Here is a 16,598-nt window from a genome sequence, read left to right as displayed (position 1 = left end):
TCGGCGAGCGGATGCGGGTCATATGCACCCTGACTTCGCCTGCGGCCCGCGCCTAATTACCGCACAATTCGTGTGCCGATGCCCCCGTCTTTGAGCACTTTGCTCAGGACGTTCGGCTCCGATCCGTTCACAATGACCACTTCCTGCACTTTTCCCTGTATACATGCAATCGCTGCGCGAACCTTCGGAATCATACCTCCGTAAATATCGCCGCTTACGATCATCTCTTCGATTTGCGCGACGCTAACCACAGGCAGCACCTGCTTCTCGCCGTCTACGACTTTCATAATGCCGGGGACATCCGTCACCACGATCATTTGCTCCACGCCCAAATGGGAGGCCACCGCACCCGCTGCGGTATCGGCGTTGATGTTGTAGCGCTGGCCGCCATCGCTGCCCAGGCCTACCGGCGCGATGACCGGAATGTAACCCATGCCGACAACGCCTTCAATGAGCGCTGCGTTGACGTTCGTCACATCGCCGACTAAGCCGACTTCGTGGCTGTTCGCCACAGGCTGCGCTTCAATCAGGTGGCCGTCCACGCCGGACAGTCCAAGCGCTTTCGCGCCCGTCAGTTGAATGCGGCGGACGATTTCCTTGTTGATCTGGCCGGACAGCACCATCTCCACCACGTCCAGCACCGCTTCGTTCGTCACGCGCAGCCCGTTCACAAAGCCGGACTCGATACCGAGCTTGCCAAGCGTCTCGGAGATCGCTGGCCCTCCGCCGTGTACGATCACCGTCACGATGCCTTCTTCTTGCAGCCCACGCATATCTTCAAAAAAGCTGGCCGGCAGCGCCGCAAGCGTGCTGCCCCCGCATTTCATCACAAAACAATTGTTCTTCACCGCTGTTGCTCCTCCTTAACGCTTCGGTATGGCTGATTTTACACGCTTACGCCGCAACGATCATTACGTCCGGTAAGCCGCATTAATCCGCACATAATCATAGGTCAAGTCGCAGCCCCAACCGGTCGCTTTGCCCGAACCCATATGTAAATTGACGTGAATTTGAATGGTATCTGTTTTCAAATAAGCCAGCGCCGCTTCCTCGTCGAACTTCACCGGACGGGACTGCTCCAGCACCGCGATGTCGCCGAGGCGAATATCGACGGTATTCACATTGACCGGCTGACCGGAGTAGCCGACCGCCGCAATGATGCGGCCCCAGTTCGCATCCGCGCCGTACACGGCGGATTTGACCAACGAGGAGCCGATGATGGACTTCACGATTTTGCGCGCCGCTTCATCGCTCTCTGCCCCAATGACCGTCGTCTCGATCAGCTTCGTAGCGCCCTCGCCATCGCGCGCAATCGCCTTCGCGAGGTACTCGCCGACGTATTGGAAGCCTGCTGCGAACGCGTCCCAATCCGGGTGCCCCGGATGGAGGGTATCGCCGCCGGCCAAGCCACTGGCCATCACCACGACCATGTCGTTGGTGGAGGTATCGCCGTCAACGGTGATCATGTTGAACGTATTGTCCGTCACCTTGTTCAGCAGCAGCTGAAGGTGTTCGCTTGCGATCGGCGCGTCGGTTGTCATGAAACCGAGCATCGTCGCCATGTTCGGGTGAATCATGCCCGAACCTTTGGCTGCCCCGGCAATGTGGATCTCCTGGCCGCCCACCACAACACGGACGCACGTCATCTTCTGCACGAGATCCGTTGTCAGGATCGCCTGGCAGAAGTCTTCGCCGCCGTCTGCCTTTACCTTCGCCGGCAACTGCTCGATGCCGCTCAGCACTTTGCCCATCGGCAAGAGTTCGCCAATGACGCCTGTGCTCGTGACGCCGACTTCGTGCTCGGCCACGCCAAGCGCCTTGGCGCTGGCTGCGCGCATCGCACGCGCGTCGTCCTCGCCCTGCTGGCCGGTGCACGCATTGGCGTTGCCGCTGTTCACGATCATCGCCTGCAGCTTGCCGCCTTGGGCGATGCTCTCCTGCGTCACGCGCAGCGGCGCCGCCTGGAAGGCATTCAGCGTGTATACGCCCGCTGCTGCCGCCGGCACATCACACACGATCGCGCCGAGGTCGAAGCGCTCCGTCTTTTTAAGTCCGCAGTGCAATCCGCCTGCGCGAAAACCTTTTGGCGTCGTAATCGTGCCCTCCGGCACCACCGTAAAGCTTGCTTGATCCATCGTCTTCGTAATCTCCCGTCTTCGTCAATTATGGATACACAGGGGAGAACAACAAGCCTGTTGTTTCATCCCAGCCGTACATTAAGTTCAAGTTCTGAATCGCTTGCCCCGCTGCGCCTTTGACCACGTTATCGATCACCGAAACGATCGTGACCCGGTTGGTGCGCTCATCCACGGCGAAACCGATATCGCAATAGTTGGAGCCTGTAACTTCTTTCGTCGCCGGCGTTTTGCCTGCTTGACGAATCCGCACGAACTTGCGGCCTTCGTAGTACGCTTTGTATTTATCAATAAAATCCTGAGTCGAGTGCTCACCCTGAATCGTCGCATACATCGTCGACATAATCCCGCGTGTCATCGGAACCAGGTGCGTCGTGAACGTCGTAACGACCGGTTTGCCCGCAACCCGGCTGAGCGCCTGCTCAATTTCCGGAATGTGCTGATGTTTGTTTACTTTATAAGCCGAGAAGTTCTCATTCACTTCCGCATAGTGCGTGCCGAGGCCTACACCGCGCCCTGCACCGGATACGCCGGATTTGGCATCAATGATAATCGTCGAAGGATCGATCCAGCCCGCTTCAACCGCAGGAATCAAGCCCAGCAAGGACGCTGTCGGATAGCAGCCCGGATTCGCAATCAGGTCTTGGCCCTTCACTTCGTCGCCGAAAACCTCGCAGAGGCCGTACACTGAACGCTCCAGCATGTCTGCGGATGCCGCCGGTTTTTTATACCATTGCTCATACTCGCTGCTCGACTTCAAGCGCAAATCGCCCGAGATGTCGATCACTTTCAGCCCCGCTGCCAGCAGCTTCGGCGAGAGCTCGGCGCTCACGCCCGCCGGCGTTGCCAGGAATACGACGTCCGCTTTGCCCGCGATCAGCTCCACGTCCAGCGCATCCAGCCTATCCACAACGATTTCCTGCAAATGCGGAAAATGGTCCGCCAGCGGCGCCCCCGCATTGGATGTGGAAATGACCGATGTAATGTGCACATAGGGATGTGCCTGCAAAAGACGAATAACCTCCGCACCACCATAACCTGTGGCTCCAATAATTGCCGCTCTCACTGTGTGGCTCATACAATTCCCTCCGATATCCTCAAAAGATATGTATTATTATACAGTCGCATACATAATAATTCAATGAATTTTTTTGCGCTGTTTGGAAAACGGCTGCTGCACAGAATCAAGGATTTTCAAGGGATTTCAGGCGAAAAATCGACAACCTTTAAGTTTCCGGAATTGTCAGATTTCTCGACGTGTTATGCACGTTATGCAGCGTTTTTTCGCATTTATTGCATAAGCCGGTGAAGGACCCTCTTGTCCATTCGACGGTCGGAATTCTCCTGGCAAAAACAGCTGCATACGGCACCCTGCTTATTATCGCAAACTAGCGGATTGAAAGGCAAATGTTTCTTTTTATTTTCCGCGGACAGCCTGTGTTGTGAACAACTTTGTGGATTATTCACAAGTTATCAACAAGTTGTGCACATCCCTCTGGATAACTTTAGAGGCCCGCCAGACCTTATCCCGCCTGACTTTCACAAAAAGAAGAGGCAAGCGCTCCTCGCCTCCCTCTTCATTATCCACAATTCTCTGTTCACTAGGCATGATGCTTGAACCCCTCGCCCAGCACCTCATTCGTTTCGCTAATAATGACAAAAGCCTGCGGATCCACCGACCGCACCAGCGTCTTCAGCCGGATGACCTCGTTCTGCTTCACGACGACCATCATGACGGTTCGCGATTCTCCGGTGTAACCGCCCGCCCCGTTCAGTTCGGTCAGCCCCCGATCCAGGTCAACGAGGATCGCTTTGCGAATCGCCTCCGTATGGTCTGAGATGATGAATGCCACCTTGGCATAATTGAAGCCGAGCTGTACAATGTCGATCGTTTTGGTTGTGACGAACAGCGCGATCAACCCATACAGCGCATTCTCCGGCGTAAAGATGAAGGCCGACAACAGAATTACGAGGCCGTCAAAAATGGCCACACACATCCCCAAGCTCAGCCCTGAGTACTTATGCAACATCTGCGCGGCCAGCCCGAAGCCGCCCGTCGAGCCCCGGCCCCGGAACACGATGCCGAGTCCGAGTCCTACGCCGATTCCGCCGTACAACGCGGCGAGCAGCGGGTTCTGCGTCAGCTCCCCGATATGGCTGGTGATCAGGACGCAGAACGGGAAGACGATCGAGCCTACGATCGCCTTGATGCCGAACTTCTGGCCCAGCAGCCACAGCGCCAGCAGCAAAATCGGGATGTTCAGCGACCACTGCGTAATCGCCGGCGCAATGTCCGTCAAATGCTGCACGACGGTCGACATCCCGGCCACGCCACCCGATGCAATATGATTCGGGTTCAAAAAACTATTAAAACTCGCCGCCATAATCAGCGAGCCTACAACGAGCAGTACGTATTCCAATACGGTATGACTCGGACTGCCCATCTTAATTCTCGGTTCTTTTCTTCTGGGCACGGGGATGCATGCCCTCCTCTCTTGGTGCGCAAGCCGCTCGCTTGGCCTAGAAGCGTTTATCTATACGCTTCCTTAAATGCTTGCCGTCCATTCACATCCGCACACAGCAAATAGGACGGAGCACATATGGCACATGCTTCGTCCTATTCCGTGTCCGACCTCTATTTAGCTTTGCTGCTCCGGCTTCCGAATCTGGTGCCGCAGATACGCGTCGATGAACGTGTCCAGATCGCCGTCCATGACCGCGCCGATGTTGCCTGTCTCCGCAGATGTGCGGTGATCCTTCACCATGCTGTACGGATGGAACACGTAGGAACGGATCTGACTGCCCCACGCGATGTCAGACACTTCGCCGCGGATCTCCGCTAGTTTCTTCATCTGGTCTTCGATCTTCTTCTCGTAGAGCTTCGAGCGCAGCATCTTCATCGCTTTCTCGCGGTTTTTGATCTGCGAGCGCTCTTGCTGACAGCTCACCACGACGCCTGTCGGCACGTGTGTAATCCGCACCGCCGAGTCCGTCGTATTGATGTGCTGACCGCCGGCGCCGCTGGCGCGGTACGTATCGATTTTGAGATCCTCGGTGCGGATCTCAATCTCCGTATCGTCATCGATCTCCGGCATGACGTCGCACGACACGAAGGACGTGTGACGACGGCCGGAGGCATCGAACGGCGAGATCCGGACGAGCCGGTGCACGCCCTTCTCCGCCTTCAAATAGCCGTAGGCATTGAAGCCTGTGATCTGCAGCGTGACACTCTTCACGCCGGCTTCGTCCCCGGGCAAATAGTCGAGCACCTCGACTTTGTATCCCCGCTTCTCCGCCCAGCGGCGGTACATGCGCAGCAGCATCTCAGCCCAATCCTGTGACTCGGTGCCGCCCGCTCCCGGGTGCAGCTCCAAAATCGCATTCAGCCGGTCATACGGCTGATTGAGCAAGAGCCCCAGCTCGAAGGTCTCGAGCTTCTTCACAAGGGCCTTGATGCCGTTCTCAATGTCTTGCACGAGGCCGGCATCGCTTTCCTCTTCCTCGAGCTCTACCATGACCTGGAGGTCATCGAACTCGCTCGAGAAGCCTTGGAACTGATCCACAACGCTCTTGATCGCGTTGAGGTTCGCAATGGTCTTCTGGGCACGTTCGTTATCGTCCCAGAAGTCCGGCGCTCCCATTTTTTCCTCGTAATCGGCAATCTCTTCGAGCTTATGATCTAAGTCAAAGAGACCCCCTAAGTTCAGTTAGTCGCTTTGCTGTCTCACGTAAATCCTGTTTTACTTCTGGTTCCAGCATTGTCTTACACCTCATTTATTCCGCATCACGGCGGTGGCCCTCGCGTCTACAACGCGATTATGCCCCTTGTCCGTGGCATTGTTTGAACTTCTTGCCGCTGCCGCATGGGCATGGATCGTTCCGACCGATCCGCTGCTCATCGCCGCGCACGAGCGGCTTCTTGCCTGCAGCTTCGTTCTTCGTATCGACCGCTTGGCCCTCTGCGACGGCTTGACGCTCGAGGTTGCTTTGTACATGGGCTTTCATGATATACATCGCCACTTCTTCGCGGATGTTGTCGATCATGTCTTGGAACATTTCAAAGCCTTCAAATTGGTACTCGCGCAGCGGATCGGTACCGCCGTACGCGCGCAAGTGAATCCCTTGACGGAGCTGGTCCATCGCATCGATGTGGTCCATCCACTTGCTGTCGACCGCACGCAAGGCAACGACTTTCTCGAATTCCCGCATGAATTCTGCGCCGATTTCCTCTTCACGCTCGTCGTAGCGTTTCTTCACGAGTTCTTTGATATACTCGATGATTTCTTCCTGCTCTTTGCCCCACAGCTGTTCCACCGTGATCTGCGCATCATCGTGCAGCAGGTTGTTGTTCACAAAGTTCGCAACTTCCGGGAGCTCCCACTCTTCCGGAATCGTTTCTTCCGGACAGTGTGCTTTCACGATACGCTCGATAACAGAGTTGATCATGCCTTCGATAATCTCGCGGATATTCTCCGACTCCAGCAGCTCGCGGCGCTGTTTGTAGATGATCTCCCGCTGTTGGTTCATCACATCGTCATACTGCAAGACGACTTTCCGAACGTCGAAGTTGTTGCCCTCTACGCGCTTCTGCGCGGATTCAACCGCACGGGTGATCAGCTTGCTCTCGATGGGCTGATCTTCCTCCATGCCAAGACGATCCATCATCGCCATAATATTTTCAGCGCCGAAACGCTTCATGAGTTCATCTTCCAGCGACAAGAAGAATTGGGACGAACCCGGGTCCCCTTGACGCCCTGCACGACCGCGCAGCTGGTTATCGATCCGGCGGCTTTCGTGGCGCTCTGTTCCTATGATATGCAGCCCGCCAGCTTCATGTACACCTTCGCCGAGCATAATGTCCGTACCGCGGCCCGCCATGTTCGTGGCGATGGTTACGGCGCCAGGCTGACCAGCACGGGAGACGATTTCCGCTTCTTCCGCATGGTACTTCGCATTAAGTACTTTATGCGTGATGCCTTTCTTTTTTAACATTTCGGACAAAAGCTCCGAGTTCTCGATCGACACCGTACCGACCAGCACCGGTTGGTTCAGCTTGTGGCGCTCGACGATTTGTTCGACGACCGCTCTGAATTTGCCTTGTTCGGATTTGTACACAACGTCCGGCATATCTTTCCGAATCATCGGACGGTTCGTCGGCACCACAATAACCTCGAGGCCGTAGATTTTTTTGAGTTCTTCTTCCTCGGTTTTCGCTGTACCCGTCATGCCCGCAAGCTTGCGGTACATCCGGAAATAGTTCTGGAACGTGATCGTTGCCAGCGTCATGCTTTCATTTTGCACCTGGAGCTGCTCTTTCGCTTCAATCGCTTGGTGCAGCCCATCGCTGTAACGGCGGCCTGTCATAATCCGGCCTGTAAACTCGTCGACGATCATGACTTCGTCTTCTTGCACGACATAATCCACATCGCGTCTCATGATAAAACGGGCTTTCAGCGCCTGCGTCACATGGTGATTGATGTTCACATTCGCATGATCAAATAAGTTCTCGATGCCGAAGGCACGCTCCGCTTTCGCCACGCCTTCTTCCGTCAGCGCGACTGAACGCACTTTGATATCGATCGTGTAATCTTCTTCCTCTTTCAGTTTCGCCGCAAAACGGTCCGCCGCGTAATACAAATCCGTCGATTTGGCAGCTTGTCCGGAAATAATGAGCGGCGTTCTCGCTTCGTCGACCAGAATGGAGTCTACTTCGTCAATGACCGCGTAGTACAGCGGCCGCTGCACCATTTGCTCTTTGTACAGCACCATATTGTCGCGCAAATAGTCGAAGCCATATTCATTGTTCGTGCCGTACGTAATATCGCAAGCATAAGCTGCTTGCTTCTCTTCATGTGACAGATCGTGAAGGTTCACGCCCACCGTCAGCCCGAGGAATTTATAAATTTGGCCCATTTCCGCGCTATCGCGCTGCGCCAAGTAATCATTGACCGTTACAACGTGTACGCCTTTGCCCAAAAGTGCATTCAAATAAACCGGCAGCGTACCGACCAGCGTCTTCCCTTCCCCTGTACGCATCTCCGCGATACGGCCTTCATGAAGCACCATGCCCCCGATGAGCTGTACATCATAATGACGTTTCCCGAGCACACGCTTCGCCGCTTCACGTACAACGGCAAACGCCTCCGGCAACAGGTCGTCCAATTCCTCCCCTTTGTCCAGACGCTCTCTGAACTCGATGGTTTTGCCTCGCAGCTCTTCATCGGTCAGCGGTGAAATTGTGGCTTCCAGCTCGTTGATATAATCAACGGCTTTGAGCATTCGTTTAATTTCCCGTTCATTGGAATCACCAAAAATTTTCTTCACTAGTCCTAGCATCGGTGAACCCCTTTCATCTTGCATTCGTATCCTTAAATTGTACCACTTCTCACAGTCCTGCCGCAACAAACGCTCCATTTTAGTATGAAAAGGAGGAGCCAATCCCATGCATCCTGCCACCGGTCTATAATGAAAAGAGCCTAACTCGATAGTATCGAAATTAGGCCTTGTCGGGCTGAGGAATATAAATTTTATATTAGTCGCACATTAATATTCATTAGTTGTCATCTCGGTGGGCTCATGCAGCGTGGAGTTCATTCTAGTTGAAACGGTTCTGGTTTACATCGCCGGCTCAATCAAGCCGTACTTGCCGTCATCACGCTTATACACCACATTCACCGTATCGGTCTCCATATTGGAGAACACGAAGAAGTTGTGGCCTACGAGGTTCATTTGAAGGATCGCTTCCTCCACGTCCATAGGCTTCAAGGCGAAACGCTTATTGCGTACCAATTCAAAATCTTCCTCTTCCTCCGCATACGTTACCGGGGAAGTTTCGACCTTGAACAAGTCGCGTTTGCCGCCTTCCTGGCGAATTTTTCGATTCGTTCTTGTTTTGTGCTTACGAATTTGTCTTTCCAGTTTGTCCACCACGAGGTCGATGGAAGCGTACATGTCCGAATTGCGAACTTCGGCACGAAGCAGGACGCCTGTCAGTGGGATGCTAACCTCAATAGCTTGCAAACCTTTGACAACGCTTAGCTTGACTTGTACGTCGGATGTAAGGGGAGCTTCAAAGTACCTTTCTAGTCTATTGAGTTTCTTTTCGACATAGTCCCTGAGTGCCTCAGTTACTTCAAGGTGTTCTCCGCGAATGCTAATCATCATAGTTAAACATCTCCCTTCCTGCTTACATTATACTACATTCCACGCCATCTTCATAATTCCTTTAAATGTCGATCTTCAAAAAAATAGAAAAAAACACCCCAGGATTATTTCACCCAGGGTGCCACACTTACAAAGTGTATGCTAGAGGCACTCGCTGTGCCGGAGGATTATAGTTTGCTTACGTTAGCAGCTTGAGGTCCGCGTGCGCCTTCCACGATGTCGAATTCAACAGCTTGACCTTCGTCCAACGTTTTGAAGCCTTCCGCTTGAATTGCTGAGAAGTGAACGAATACATCTCCGCCATCCTCACGCTCGATAAAACCATAGCCCTTCTCTGCGTTGAACCATTTTACTTTACCTTGCATAACGTACACATTCCTTTCGTCTTGAAAAATAAAATGAAATTTAAAATGAAAGCCCTTACTTTTTGACTATAACATCGACTTTGAACTTCTGTCAATTTCTAACTTCTCATTCCGTTGAATTTTTTGAAAATTCGGCTATATACAAGCCGTGGATAACTGCAAAATTTGTAGAACATTGTCGTGGCGCGGGTTTTTACAATTTATCAACAAAGTTATACACATAATTGTACACATTATCCACAAGTTACTGAGGGATCATCAAGGGATAAGTTAGACTCAATTTGAGGAGAGATGTGTACAGGTTAAGTGCTTCATGGGTGGGGTTGTGCATAACGGGCGGATGTATTGCGGCATAGAGAAAAACCTCCTGCCGCGGCAAGAGGTTCTCATTCCCTTTATTTTTTTCGATCAAAAAAGAGGCTCGCCTGATCATACGCCTGATCGTAGGCATTGCGCTGCGTCTTCCCTTGGTCCAGCTTGACCAATTGGTCGCTCGCCTGCTGCCGGAACTGTTCCAGCTTCTTGCGGATAATCGGATCCAGGCTGATAATGGCTTGCAGACGCGCTTTATAGACGTTTTTTTCGGCTGCGGAGGCCTTATCCACGTTGGCTAGAATCGCTTCCATTAACTGCCCCCGCTGTTCCATATACACGGACATACGCTCCGCATCCATCATGGAGAGTTCCGCCATCGCTTGCTGCGTGATCTGCTCCAGCTCTGTTACCAGCTTCTCCATTACGTGCCTACCGGAGCTGCGTTAGGCCCTGCGTTCATTTGCTTGGCCGCTTGCAGCCATGTCTCTTTCAGCTCAATGAGATAGCCCAGCACTTCCTCGGCAGGTTCGGCCGTTTTTTTGATATTCGCCTCGATCAGACGATGGTTAAAATATTCGTACAGCCGCAGCAAGTCCTCCGCAATCGGCGCATTCCGGTCAAGCGTAATCGTGAACTCGCTAATGATGTCCTGTACTTTGACTAGGTTCGTGTTCGCGTCTTGGTGATTGTGATTTTTCAAAGCCTCAATACCTGCACGGCAGAATCGGATGGCCCCATCGCAAAGCATGATCAGCAGTTGAGCAGGGCTAGCCGTTTGCACCGTGTTCTCCAAGTATTTATTCCGTTGGGCTTGAATCATTGTCTTTTCCCCCTAGTGTAAAATACAGATCGCTAGCCGCCCATCTGTTGAGTTAATTGTGCACTTTGCGCTTGCATTTGATTCATATATTTTTCCATTGCTGTAAATTGATTATAATAGCGGGTTTCTAAATCATCAAGCTTTGTCGTAAAATCGTCGATGCGGGTGTTGAGATCTTTGAGCGATTTCCCGATGATATACGTCGTATCTACGCTGCCGGTCACGCCCGCTTTCGCAGAGATGTTCTTGAAGAGCGCATCTGCTTGATCGGACAAGCGTCTAGCTAGACCATCGCCTTTATTAGAGTCTTTCAGACCATCATTGGCCGTAAAGAGTGCCATAACTTGGTCAGGGTTCTCTGCGATCGCTTTCTTCAGCTTGTCTTCGTCGATATAGATTTTGCCGTTATCCAGATAGCTGCCGGAGATGCTGGCGCCGGAAACGTTGGCTGTTGAGATGCCAATCTGGGATAGGGATTTCATATTCCCGGTCGGCAGGCCTTCTATTGTATTGGAGAACGACGTACGGAAATTAGTTATCCCTGCCCTAAGAATCGAGTCACCATACAATGTACCGCTCTTAGCCTTTGTTTCCCATTGCGTGATTTGGTCATCTTTCATCGCTTCGCGCTGCTCATCGGTCAATGGCGAGAAATCTCTATTTCTTTTTTCAGTCGTCTTGGTATTGATTGTGTCGATTAACTCGTTGTATTTGTCGACGAACGATTTGATGGAATTGAAGACAGTGTCTACGTCGCGCGTATTCGTGATGTTGACAGCACTAGACGATGTTTTCTTAATGGTAATATTCATCCCGCTGATGGAGAAATTGTTGGTGTCGTAATTGGCTGTAACACCATTGTAGATGATTTCGGCTTGCTGACCGGTGATCCGATAAGACCCATAATCCAAATCCGTTGTGGATGTAGGGGAGGTCATTCCTAATTTATCGGCTAAATTGTATGAATCACTCGTTCCATCGGTTACAGTTATCGGCTTCGTTTGGTCAGGGTTATAGAAAGCCAACTTATTGTCTTTGTCTAAGTAAGCCGAAACGCCAGATTTACCAATGTCCGAGCTATTAATTTGATCAATGAGTTGACCGATCGTTGTTGTTTTGGTGACATCATAGTCGAATGTTTTGCCGTTTGCCTCAATATGAAACTTTTGCGTCGAGGCAAGAGATCCGTCAATTAATGTTGTGGAACCAGAAGCAAAGGCCTGAGTCCCTGTTACCTTGCCACCTTTATTTGCACTGTCCGTCGATAGTGGCCAAGCTGTTGTCGGTACTTCAGTAGCTGAATCAACACCAAGTTTAGTTAGTAAATTATAACCATCGCTTGTAGCATCGGTCAAAGTAATAGGTTTACTTTTATCAGGATTATAAAAAGCCAACTTATTACTTCCATCCAGGTACGCTGTTATACCGGCTTTTTTTCCCACATCAGAGTTATTTATTTGATTAATTAAATCTCCGATCGTCGTCGAAGCCGTCACATTATAATCAAAAGTTTCTCCCCCAGCCTCAATATGAAACGCTTGGGGGGCTCCCATACCACCATCGATCACGGTTGTTGAACCCGATGCAAAGGCCTGATTTCCAGTAATTTTGCTGCCCTGGCTTGAAGTCAATCTAAGCACCGATGTGAGTAAATTATGACCATTAGCTTCACTGTCCATCTTCAAGTCAATCGCAGCCTTGCTACCGGTAGAAGAAGAGGTAAAAAAGAAACGATCAAGATTCGCATCATAACTCATCGTCACGCCAGTTGTGGAAGATTTACCGTTCACATTCGCAACCAAACTAGCAATCGTGTCTCCCGGCTTAACATTAATGGTTGCCGTTCCTTTCTCACCGCCAATTGTCAACGTGGTCGGCTGCGCAAAAGAAGGATCGATTGAGCTCAGTAGTGCTGTATCTGCTGAAGCTCCTACTTTCTCTGATGTAACCGAAGCCGACGTAGCCAACTTGTTGACTTTTATAGAGAAAATTCCATCAGGCGCCGTTGCCGACGAAGTAACTGAGACAATACTATCATCCGCCGAAGTGGATTTCTTAGTCAAAAATGCCGCCTGACGTGTCATATCCGACGCTGCGCTTCTAAAAGCCAAAATCTTCGTATTGATCGTACGATAATCGTCGCGCTGCCATTCTAGCCATTGCTTTTGCTGTTTCAGCTTGTCCTGCGGAATGCGCGCAGCTGCTACCAGCTTCTTGACCGTTTCATCAATATCAATGCCCGAGTTGGAAAAACCACTCAAACGCATAACCATGTAACTCACCTCACTGCTTCTTCAATTTATCTCTTCTCGTCAACTAAAATGCCGGCCATTTGCCAAAGTTTTGCTACGAAGTCCAGACTCTTCTCAGGCGGAATTTCACGAATCACTTCGCCTGTATCTTTGTCCATGACCTTCACAGAAATAAGTTTTGTCTTCTGATGGACCGAAAACTCTAGCGATGTGGATCTGCCCTGCATGGCCTTGATCGCATGCTCGATCGCTTTGACGACTTGAGCATCGCTAATTGTGACGTTCTCGCCCTGAAGCTCAGCTCTTTTAAGTTCCGATGTGTTCGTAATCGTCGATGCGATCAGTTCAGCTGCTGCATTGCTCGCTGTGACATCATCGACTTTGGTCACTTTCACAGGTTCTGGGGCAGGCCTGCTTTCACCAACTGCACTGCCAATTCCGCCAATCTGGTTATTGATACTCATCGAATAAACAACCTCCATCCGAGATATACATATACCTTATATATCGGACGGAGGTTGTGAAGTTGTTAGGGTTTCTTAGCAGCATTTAACCTAAAAATAATAGGCGGCATATACCTTTTTCACAGCAAGAATAACATCCCGGACGTCTTGGTCTGTCATTTTCGGGAATAATGGTAGTGTAATGGCATTATCGTAATAATTCTCTGCGTTGGGGCACAGGCCGCTTGGATAACCAAGGTTTTGATAATAGGGCTGAAGGTACACGGGAATATAATGGACATGAACACCAATATTCTCGGCACGTAAGGCATCAAAAAGTTCTCTTCGCCCTACGGAACAACGATCTAATTTGAATTTTAAGACGTATAAATGCCAGCTCGAATTCGTATCGGCATGTTGAAAAGGAGTAATGATCCCCTCCATGCCGCTAAAAGCCTCGTTATACTGCATAGCAATTGTACGGCGCTTTTCTATGAAATCATGCAGCTTAGACATTTGAGATACACCTAGCGAGGCTTGAAGATCTGTCATCCGATAGTTGTAGCCCAGCTCGTGCATTTCGTAATACCACGGACCATCATTTTTGGTCATGATGCCATCATCTTTGGTCATCCCGTGGCTTCTGAATAAAACTAATCTGTCATAGTAAGCCTTCGAGTCCGTTGTGATAATGCCGCCTTCACCCGTTGTTATATGCTTAACTGGATGAAAACTGAACATCGTCATATCTGCTGTTGAACCCACTTTTACACCTTTATACTCAGCGCCTAATGAGTGGGCAGCATCTTGGATCACAACCAGATTATGTTTCCGCGCAAGGCTAGTGATACGATCGATCTCAACAGGCTGGCCTGTAAAATCAACAGCAATGATGGCTTTCGTTTTGTTTGTAATCTTTTTTTCAACTTCATTTGGGCTGATATTATAGGTATTCTCGTCTATATCTGCAAAGATAGGTACCCCGCCTTGATAAAGCACAGCGTTGCTGCTTGCCAGAAAAGTAAGCGGCGTCGTAATCACTTCGTCACCGGTTGAAATCCCTGCAGCAAAACAAGCGCCATGTAAAGCAGCCGTTCCATTACAAAAGGCCACTGCATATTGGGCTCCAACATAGTCCGCAATGGCTTGTTCAAACTTTTGGATGGCTGGCCCTTGGGTTATAAAACTGCTTTCCAGTGTAGCTATAACCGCACTAATATCGTCACCATCAATCCATTGCTGACCATAAGGCAGCATCGCGTTTCTGATCGGCTGTCCTCCGTTAATTGCCAACTTGTCCATCTAGCGTCCACCTTTATGTAAAATAGCCACCTTATTTACATAAGGTAGCTTGTACGAATCCATTCTTCAGTTAACTTGATTCCCTCTTCAAGAGACACCGAAGGCTCCCAGTCGAGCAGCTCTTTGGCTTTTGAATAGTTGCACAATAATTTTTGGATTTCACTTTGCGGGTGAATATGCTCAACATGTTTTATTCGATTCTCATCGCCAACGACTAGCCGTGCAAGCTCATTAACCGAAATATCACGCCCTAGCCCAGCATTCACAATTTGCCCATTAACACGGTCGGAATACCCGGCTTCTACTACAAAACGTGCGCAATCCTCTACATATAATAGGTCTCGTGTTTGAGTTCCCTCGCCATAAATTTGCAGATCTTTCCCAGCCAGCTTATTTCTCACGAAAATCGCGACAACGCCGCCTTCACCGCCTGTTTTTTGGAAAGGACCGTACGTATTGAATGGACGAATAACGACAACCGGCAGATTGTACGCATAGTAGTAGGAGAGCACCATATTTTCTGCTGCGATTTTGGCGCCTGCGTACGGAGAGGCCGGTTTGGTCGGATGCAATTCCGTAATACCAGTATCGTCCGTACAACGATCATAGACCATGCAAGTGCTCATAAACACCACCTTAACTTGGTGCTTCCGGCATTGCTCCATCATATAAAAAGTTCCCACAGTGTCGTTATTAAACGTCGTTCGGGGGTCATCGATGGAATCCTGTACGTTGATCGAAGCGCCAAGATGATAGCAAATATCAAAGTGGTGCGCATCAAATAACTGCGTCAGCAGATTCTCATCCTTAATATCTCCGGCAATTAGTTCTTGGAAGCCAGGATGCTGCTCAAACTCATGTACATTCTCTCGACGGCCATTGGAGAAGTCATCCACAATCCAAACCTGATGGCCGTCTTCCAGCAAACGTTTCGCCACCCATCGGCCGATAAACCCCGCACCGCCTGTTAATAAAATGTTCACTACATTCCGCTCCTTTGTTAAAAAGCCTTAATAAGTGGAGGCTCGTGATGTCCAAACTCGCCATCAAGATAGCGATCGACAATGTCATTATCGAACAGATTGTAAACCACTCGCAGGTGCTGCGGGCCCCAGTCCTCTGTCATAAATAACTTGCCGGACGATTTTTGGGGTACAGGCTGAACCGATTCGCCCTTAGCTAATTTATGCAAAATCATCACAATATCTTCTGCTGCTTGCTTAACCGCACGGCAGGCAACGTCATGCAAGCCGTCTCCCCGTACTAGCTCCGGAACCGCATGATGAATGATGGCTCCTGCATCTAACTTTGAGGTTAATTGGTGGATGGTCATCCCCGCCCAATTCGGCTTCATAAAATAAAACGGCCAGAACAGCGTCGTGTTGCCGCGGTACCACGGCGACAATCCCCCATGAACATTCCATGCGTAAGTCGGGAACGACGCCAGAAGCTCCGTTGAGATTTTATGAACGCCATAAGTAAGCACAACATCCGGCTGTATGGCATCGATCCAGTCTTTAACCTGCTTGCTGTTCAGATTATGGTAATCAACTTGCAGAATAGCCTCCGGATCCATCTCCAATTGGCGCGAATGCCCAAATTGCCTAGTTTCCGCTGCATCTCTGTCTGCAAAATGGCGGATGAAGTTCTCGCGATCTAGCTCCTGCAAGCCAGGAGGCGGCGCAGGTAAAAATTCTTCTCGTTTCTCCATGACGACGGCATTTAAAAATCCGTGTTTCTGCAATGTTTCAGCTACAAATAAGTGTCTGGGATGGGAGCCAATGAATAACACAACTTTCATT

At 50.5% G+C, this 16,598-nt stretch carries 15 protein-coding genes; all 15 read right to left on the bottom strand.

The features are described from left to right. Positions 1–56: 56 nt before the first annotated feature. On the bottom strand, positions 57–827 hold the full coding sequence (gene argB, locus EJQ19_RS20095) for an acetylglutamate kinase (protein ID WP_126143051.1): 771 nt from the start codon (positions 825–827) through the stop codon (positions 57–59). A gap of 84 nt (positions 828–911) precedes the next feature. After that, complete coding sequence (argJ, locus tag EJQ19_RS20090; protein WP_126143021.1) at positions 912–2,135, bottom strand: bifunctional glutamate N-acetyltransferase/amino-acid acetyltransferase ArgJ; 1,224 nt, start codon at positions 2,133–2,135, stop codon at positions 912–914. A 28-nt stretch (positions 2,136–2,163) separates the two neighbouring features. Beyond that, positions 2,164–3,213: an N-acetyl-gamma-glutamyl-phosphate reductase gene (argC, locus tag EJQ19_RS20085; RefSeq protein ID WP_126143020.1), complete on the bottom strand. Its 1,050-nt coding sequence runs from the start codon at positions 3,211–3,213 to the stop codon at positions 2,164–2,166. 523 nt (positions 3,214–3,736) lie between these two features. Then, positions 3,737–4,579 (bottom strand): YitT family protein, encoded by an 843-nt coding sequence (locus EJQ19_RS20080; protein ID WP_126143050.1) that lies wholly within the window; start codon positions 4,577–4,579, stop codon positions 3,737–3,739. A 195-nt stretch (positions 4,580–4,774) separates the two neighbouring features. Next, positions 4,775–5,894 (bottom strand): peptide chain release factor 2 gene (gene prfB / locus EJQ19_RS20075; protein ID WP_126143019.1). Its coding sequence is split into 2 segments (ribosomal slippage): positions 4,775–5,821 and positions 5,823–5,894, totalling 1,119 coding nucleotides; the frame shifts between segments, so codons are not numbered across the junction. Between the two features lie 57 nt (positions 5,895–5,951). Further along, the gene (gene secA / locus EJQ19_RS20070) at positions 5,952–8,471 is read right to left on the bottom strand and encodes a preprotein translocase subunit SecA (protein ID WP_126143018.1); all 2,520 of its coding nucleotides are present in this window, start codon (positions 8,469–8,471) and stop codon (positions 5,952–5,954) included. Between the two features lie 279 nt (positions 8,472–8,750). Further along, positions 8,751–9,299 (bottom strand): ribosome hibernation-promoting factor, HPF/YfiA family, encoded by a 549-nt coding sequence (hpf, locus tag EJQ19_RS20065; RefSeq protein WP_126143017.1) that lies wholly within the window; start codon positions 9,297–9,299, stop codon positions 8,751–8,753. A gap of 167 nt (positions 9,300–9,466) precedes the next feature. After that, positions 9,467–9,664, bottom strand: coding sequence for a cold shock domain-containing protein (locus EJQ19_RS20060; RefSeq protein ID WP_126143016.1), 198 nt, complete (start codon positions 9,662–9,664; stop codon positions 9,467–9,469). A 395-nt stretch (positions 9,665–10,059) separates the two neighbouring features. Then, complete coding sequence (gene fliT, locus EJQ19_RS20055) at positions 10,060–10,401, bottom strand: flagellar protein FliT (RefSeq protein ID WP_126143015.1); 342 nt, start codon at positions 10,399–10,401, stop codon at positions 10,060–10,062. After that, positions 10,401–10,799 (bottom strand): flagellar export chaperone FliS, encoded by a 399-nt coding sequence (gene fliS / locus EJQ19_RS20050; RefSeq protein WP_126143014.1) that lies wholly within the window; start codon positions 10,797–10,799, stop codon positions 10,401–10,403. The genes fliT and fliS overlap by 1 nt, the downstream gene beginning before the upstream one ends. Positions 10,800–10,831: 32 nt before the next feature. Then, entirely contained in the window at positions 10,832–13,072 is a 2,241-nt protein-coding gene (fliD, locus tag EJQ19_RS20045; RefSeq protein ID WP_126143013.1) for a flagellar filament capping protein FliD, read from the bottom strand. 26 nt (positions 13,073–13,098) lie between these two features. Then, a complete protein-coding gene (locus tag EJQ19_RS20040) occupies positions 13,099–13,515 on the bottom strand; it encodes a flagellar protein FlaG (RefSeq protein ID WP_126143012.1) in 417 nt (138 codons plus the stop codon). A gap of 90 nt (positions 13,516–13,605) precedes the next feature. Further along, the gene (gene pseC, locus EJQ19_RS20035; RefSeq protein WP_126143011.1) at positions 13,606–14,796 is read right to left on the bottom strand and encodes a UDP-4-amino-4,6-dideoxy-N-acetyl-beta-L-altrosamine transaminase; all 1,191 of its coding nucleotides are present in this window, start codon (positions 14,794–14,796) and stop codon (positions 13,606–13,608) included. Between the two features lie 35 nt (positions 14,797–14,831). Then, positions 14,832–15,779, bottom strand: coding sequence for a dTDP-glucose 4,6-dehydratase (locus EJQ19_RS20030; protein ID WP_126143010.1), 948 nt, complete (start codon positions 15,777–15,779; stop codon positions 14,832–14,834). Between the two features lie 17 nt (positions 15,780–15,796). Further along, positions 15,797–16,597, bottom strand: a complete 801-nt coding sequence (locus EJQ19_RS20025) for a formyltransferase family protein (protein WP_126143009.1) — start codon at positions 16,595–16,597, stop codon at positions 15,797–15,799. Position 16,598 lies beyond the last annotated feature (1 nt).

Source organism: Paenibacillus whitsoniae (assembly GCF_003955665.1).
Lineage (GTDB): Bacteria > Bacillota > Bacilli > Paenibacillales > NBRC-103111 > Paenibacillus_E > Paenibacillus_E whitsoniae.
The sequence above is the reverse complement of the archived record's forward strand: the minus strand, read 5'-3'. Positions and strand labels throughout refer to the sequence as shown.

Excerpts from the sequence above, each read along its gene's own strand:
- EJQ19_RS20040 (WP_126143012.1), bottom strand. The coding sequence starts at position 13,515 with ATGAGTATCAATAACCAGATTGGCGGAATTGGCAGTGCAGTTGGTGAA.
- EJQ19_RS20080 (WP_126143050.1), bottom strand. The coding sequence starts at position 4,579 with ATGGGCAGTCCGAGTCATACCGTATTGGAATACGTACTGCTCGTTGTA.
- pseC (WP_126143011.1), bottom strand. The coding sequence starts at position 14,796 with ATGGACAAGTTGGCAATTAACGGAGGACAGCCGATCAGAAACGCGATG.
- argB (WP_126143051.1), bottom strand. The coding sequence starts at position 827 with ATGAAATGCGGGGGCAGCACGCTTGCGGCGCTGCCGGCCAGCTTTTTT.
- secA (WP_126143018.1), bottom strand. The coding sequence starts at position 8,471 with ATGCTAGGACTAGTGAAGAAAATTTTTGGTGATTCCAATGAACGGGAA.
- argJ (WP_126143021.1), bottom strand. The coding sequence starts at position 2,135 with ATGGATCAAGCAAGCTTTACGGTGGTGCCGGAGGGCACGATTACGACG.
- fliS (WP_126143014.1), bottom strand. The coding sequence starts at position 10,799 with ATGATTCAAGCCCAACGGAATAAATACTTGGAGAACACGGTGCAAACG.
- fliT (WP_126143015.1), bottom strand. The coding sequence starts at position 10,401 with ATGGAGAAGCTGGTAACAGAGCTGGAGCAGATCACGCAGCAAGCGATG.
- argC (WP_126143020.1), bottom strand. The coding sequence starts at position 3,213 with ATGAGCCACACAGTGAGAGCGGCAATTATTGGAGCCACAGGTTATGGT.
- EJQ19_RS20025 (WP_126143009.1), bottom strand. The coding sequence starts at position 16,597 with ATGAAAGTTGTGTTATTCATTGGCTCCCATCCCAGACACTTATTTGTA.
- fliD (WP_126143013.1), bottom strand. The coding sequence starts at position 13,072 with ATGGTTATGCGTTTGAGTGGTTTTTCCAACTCGGGCATTGATATTGAT.
- EJQ19_RS20060 (WP_126143016.1), bottom strand. The coding sequence starts at position 9,664 with ATGCAAGGTAAAGTAAAATGGTTCAACGCAGAGAAGGGCTATGGTTTT.
- hpf (WP_126143017.1), bottom strand. The coding sequence starts at position 9,299 with ATGATGATTAGCATTCGCGGAGAACACCTTGAAGTAACTGAGGCACTC.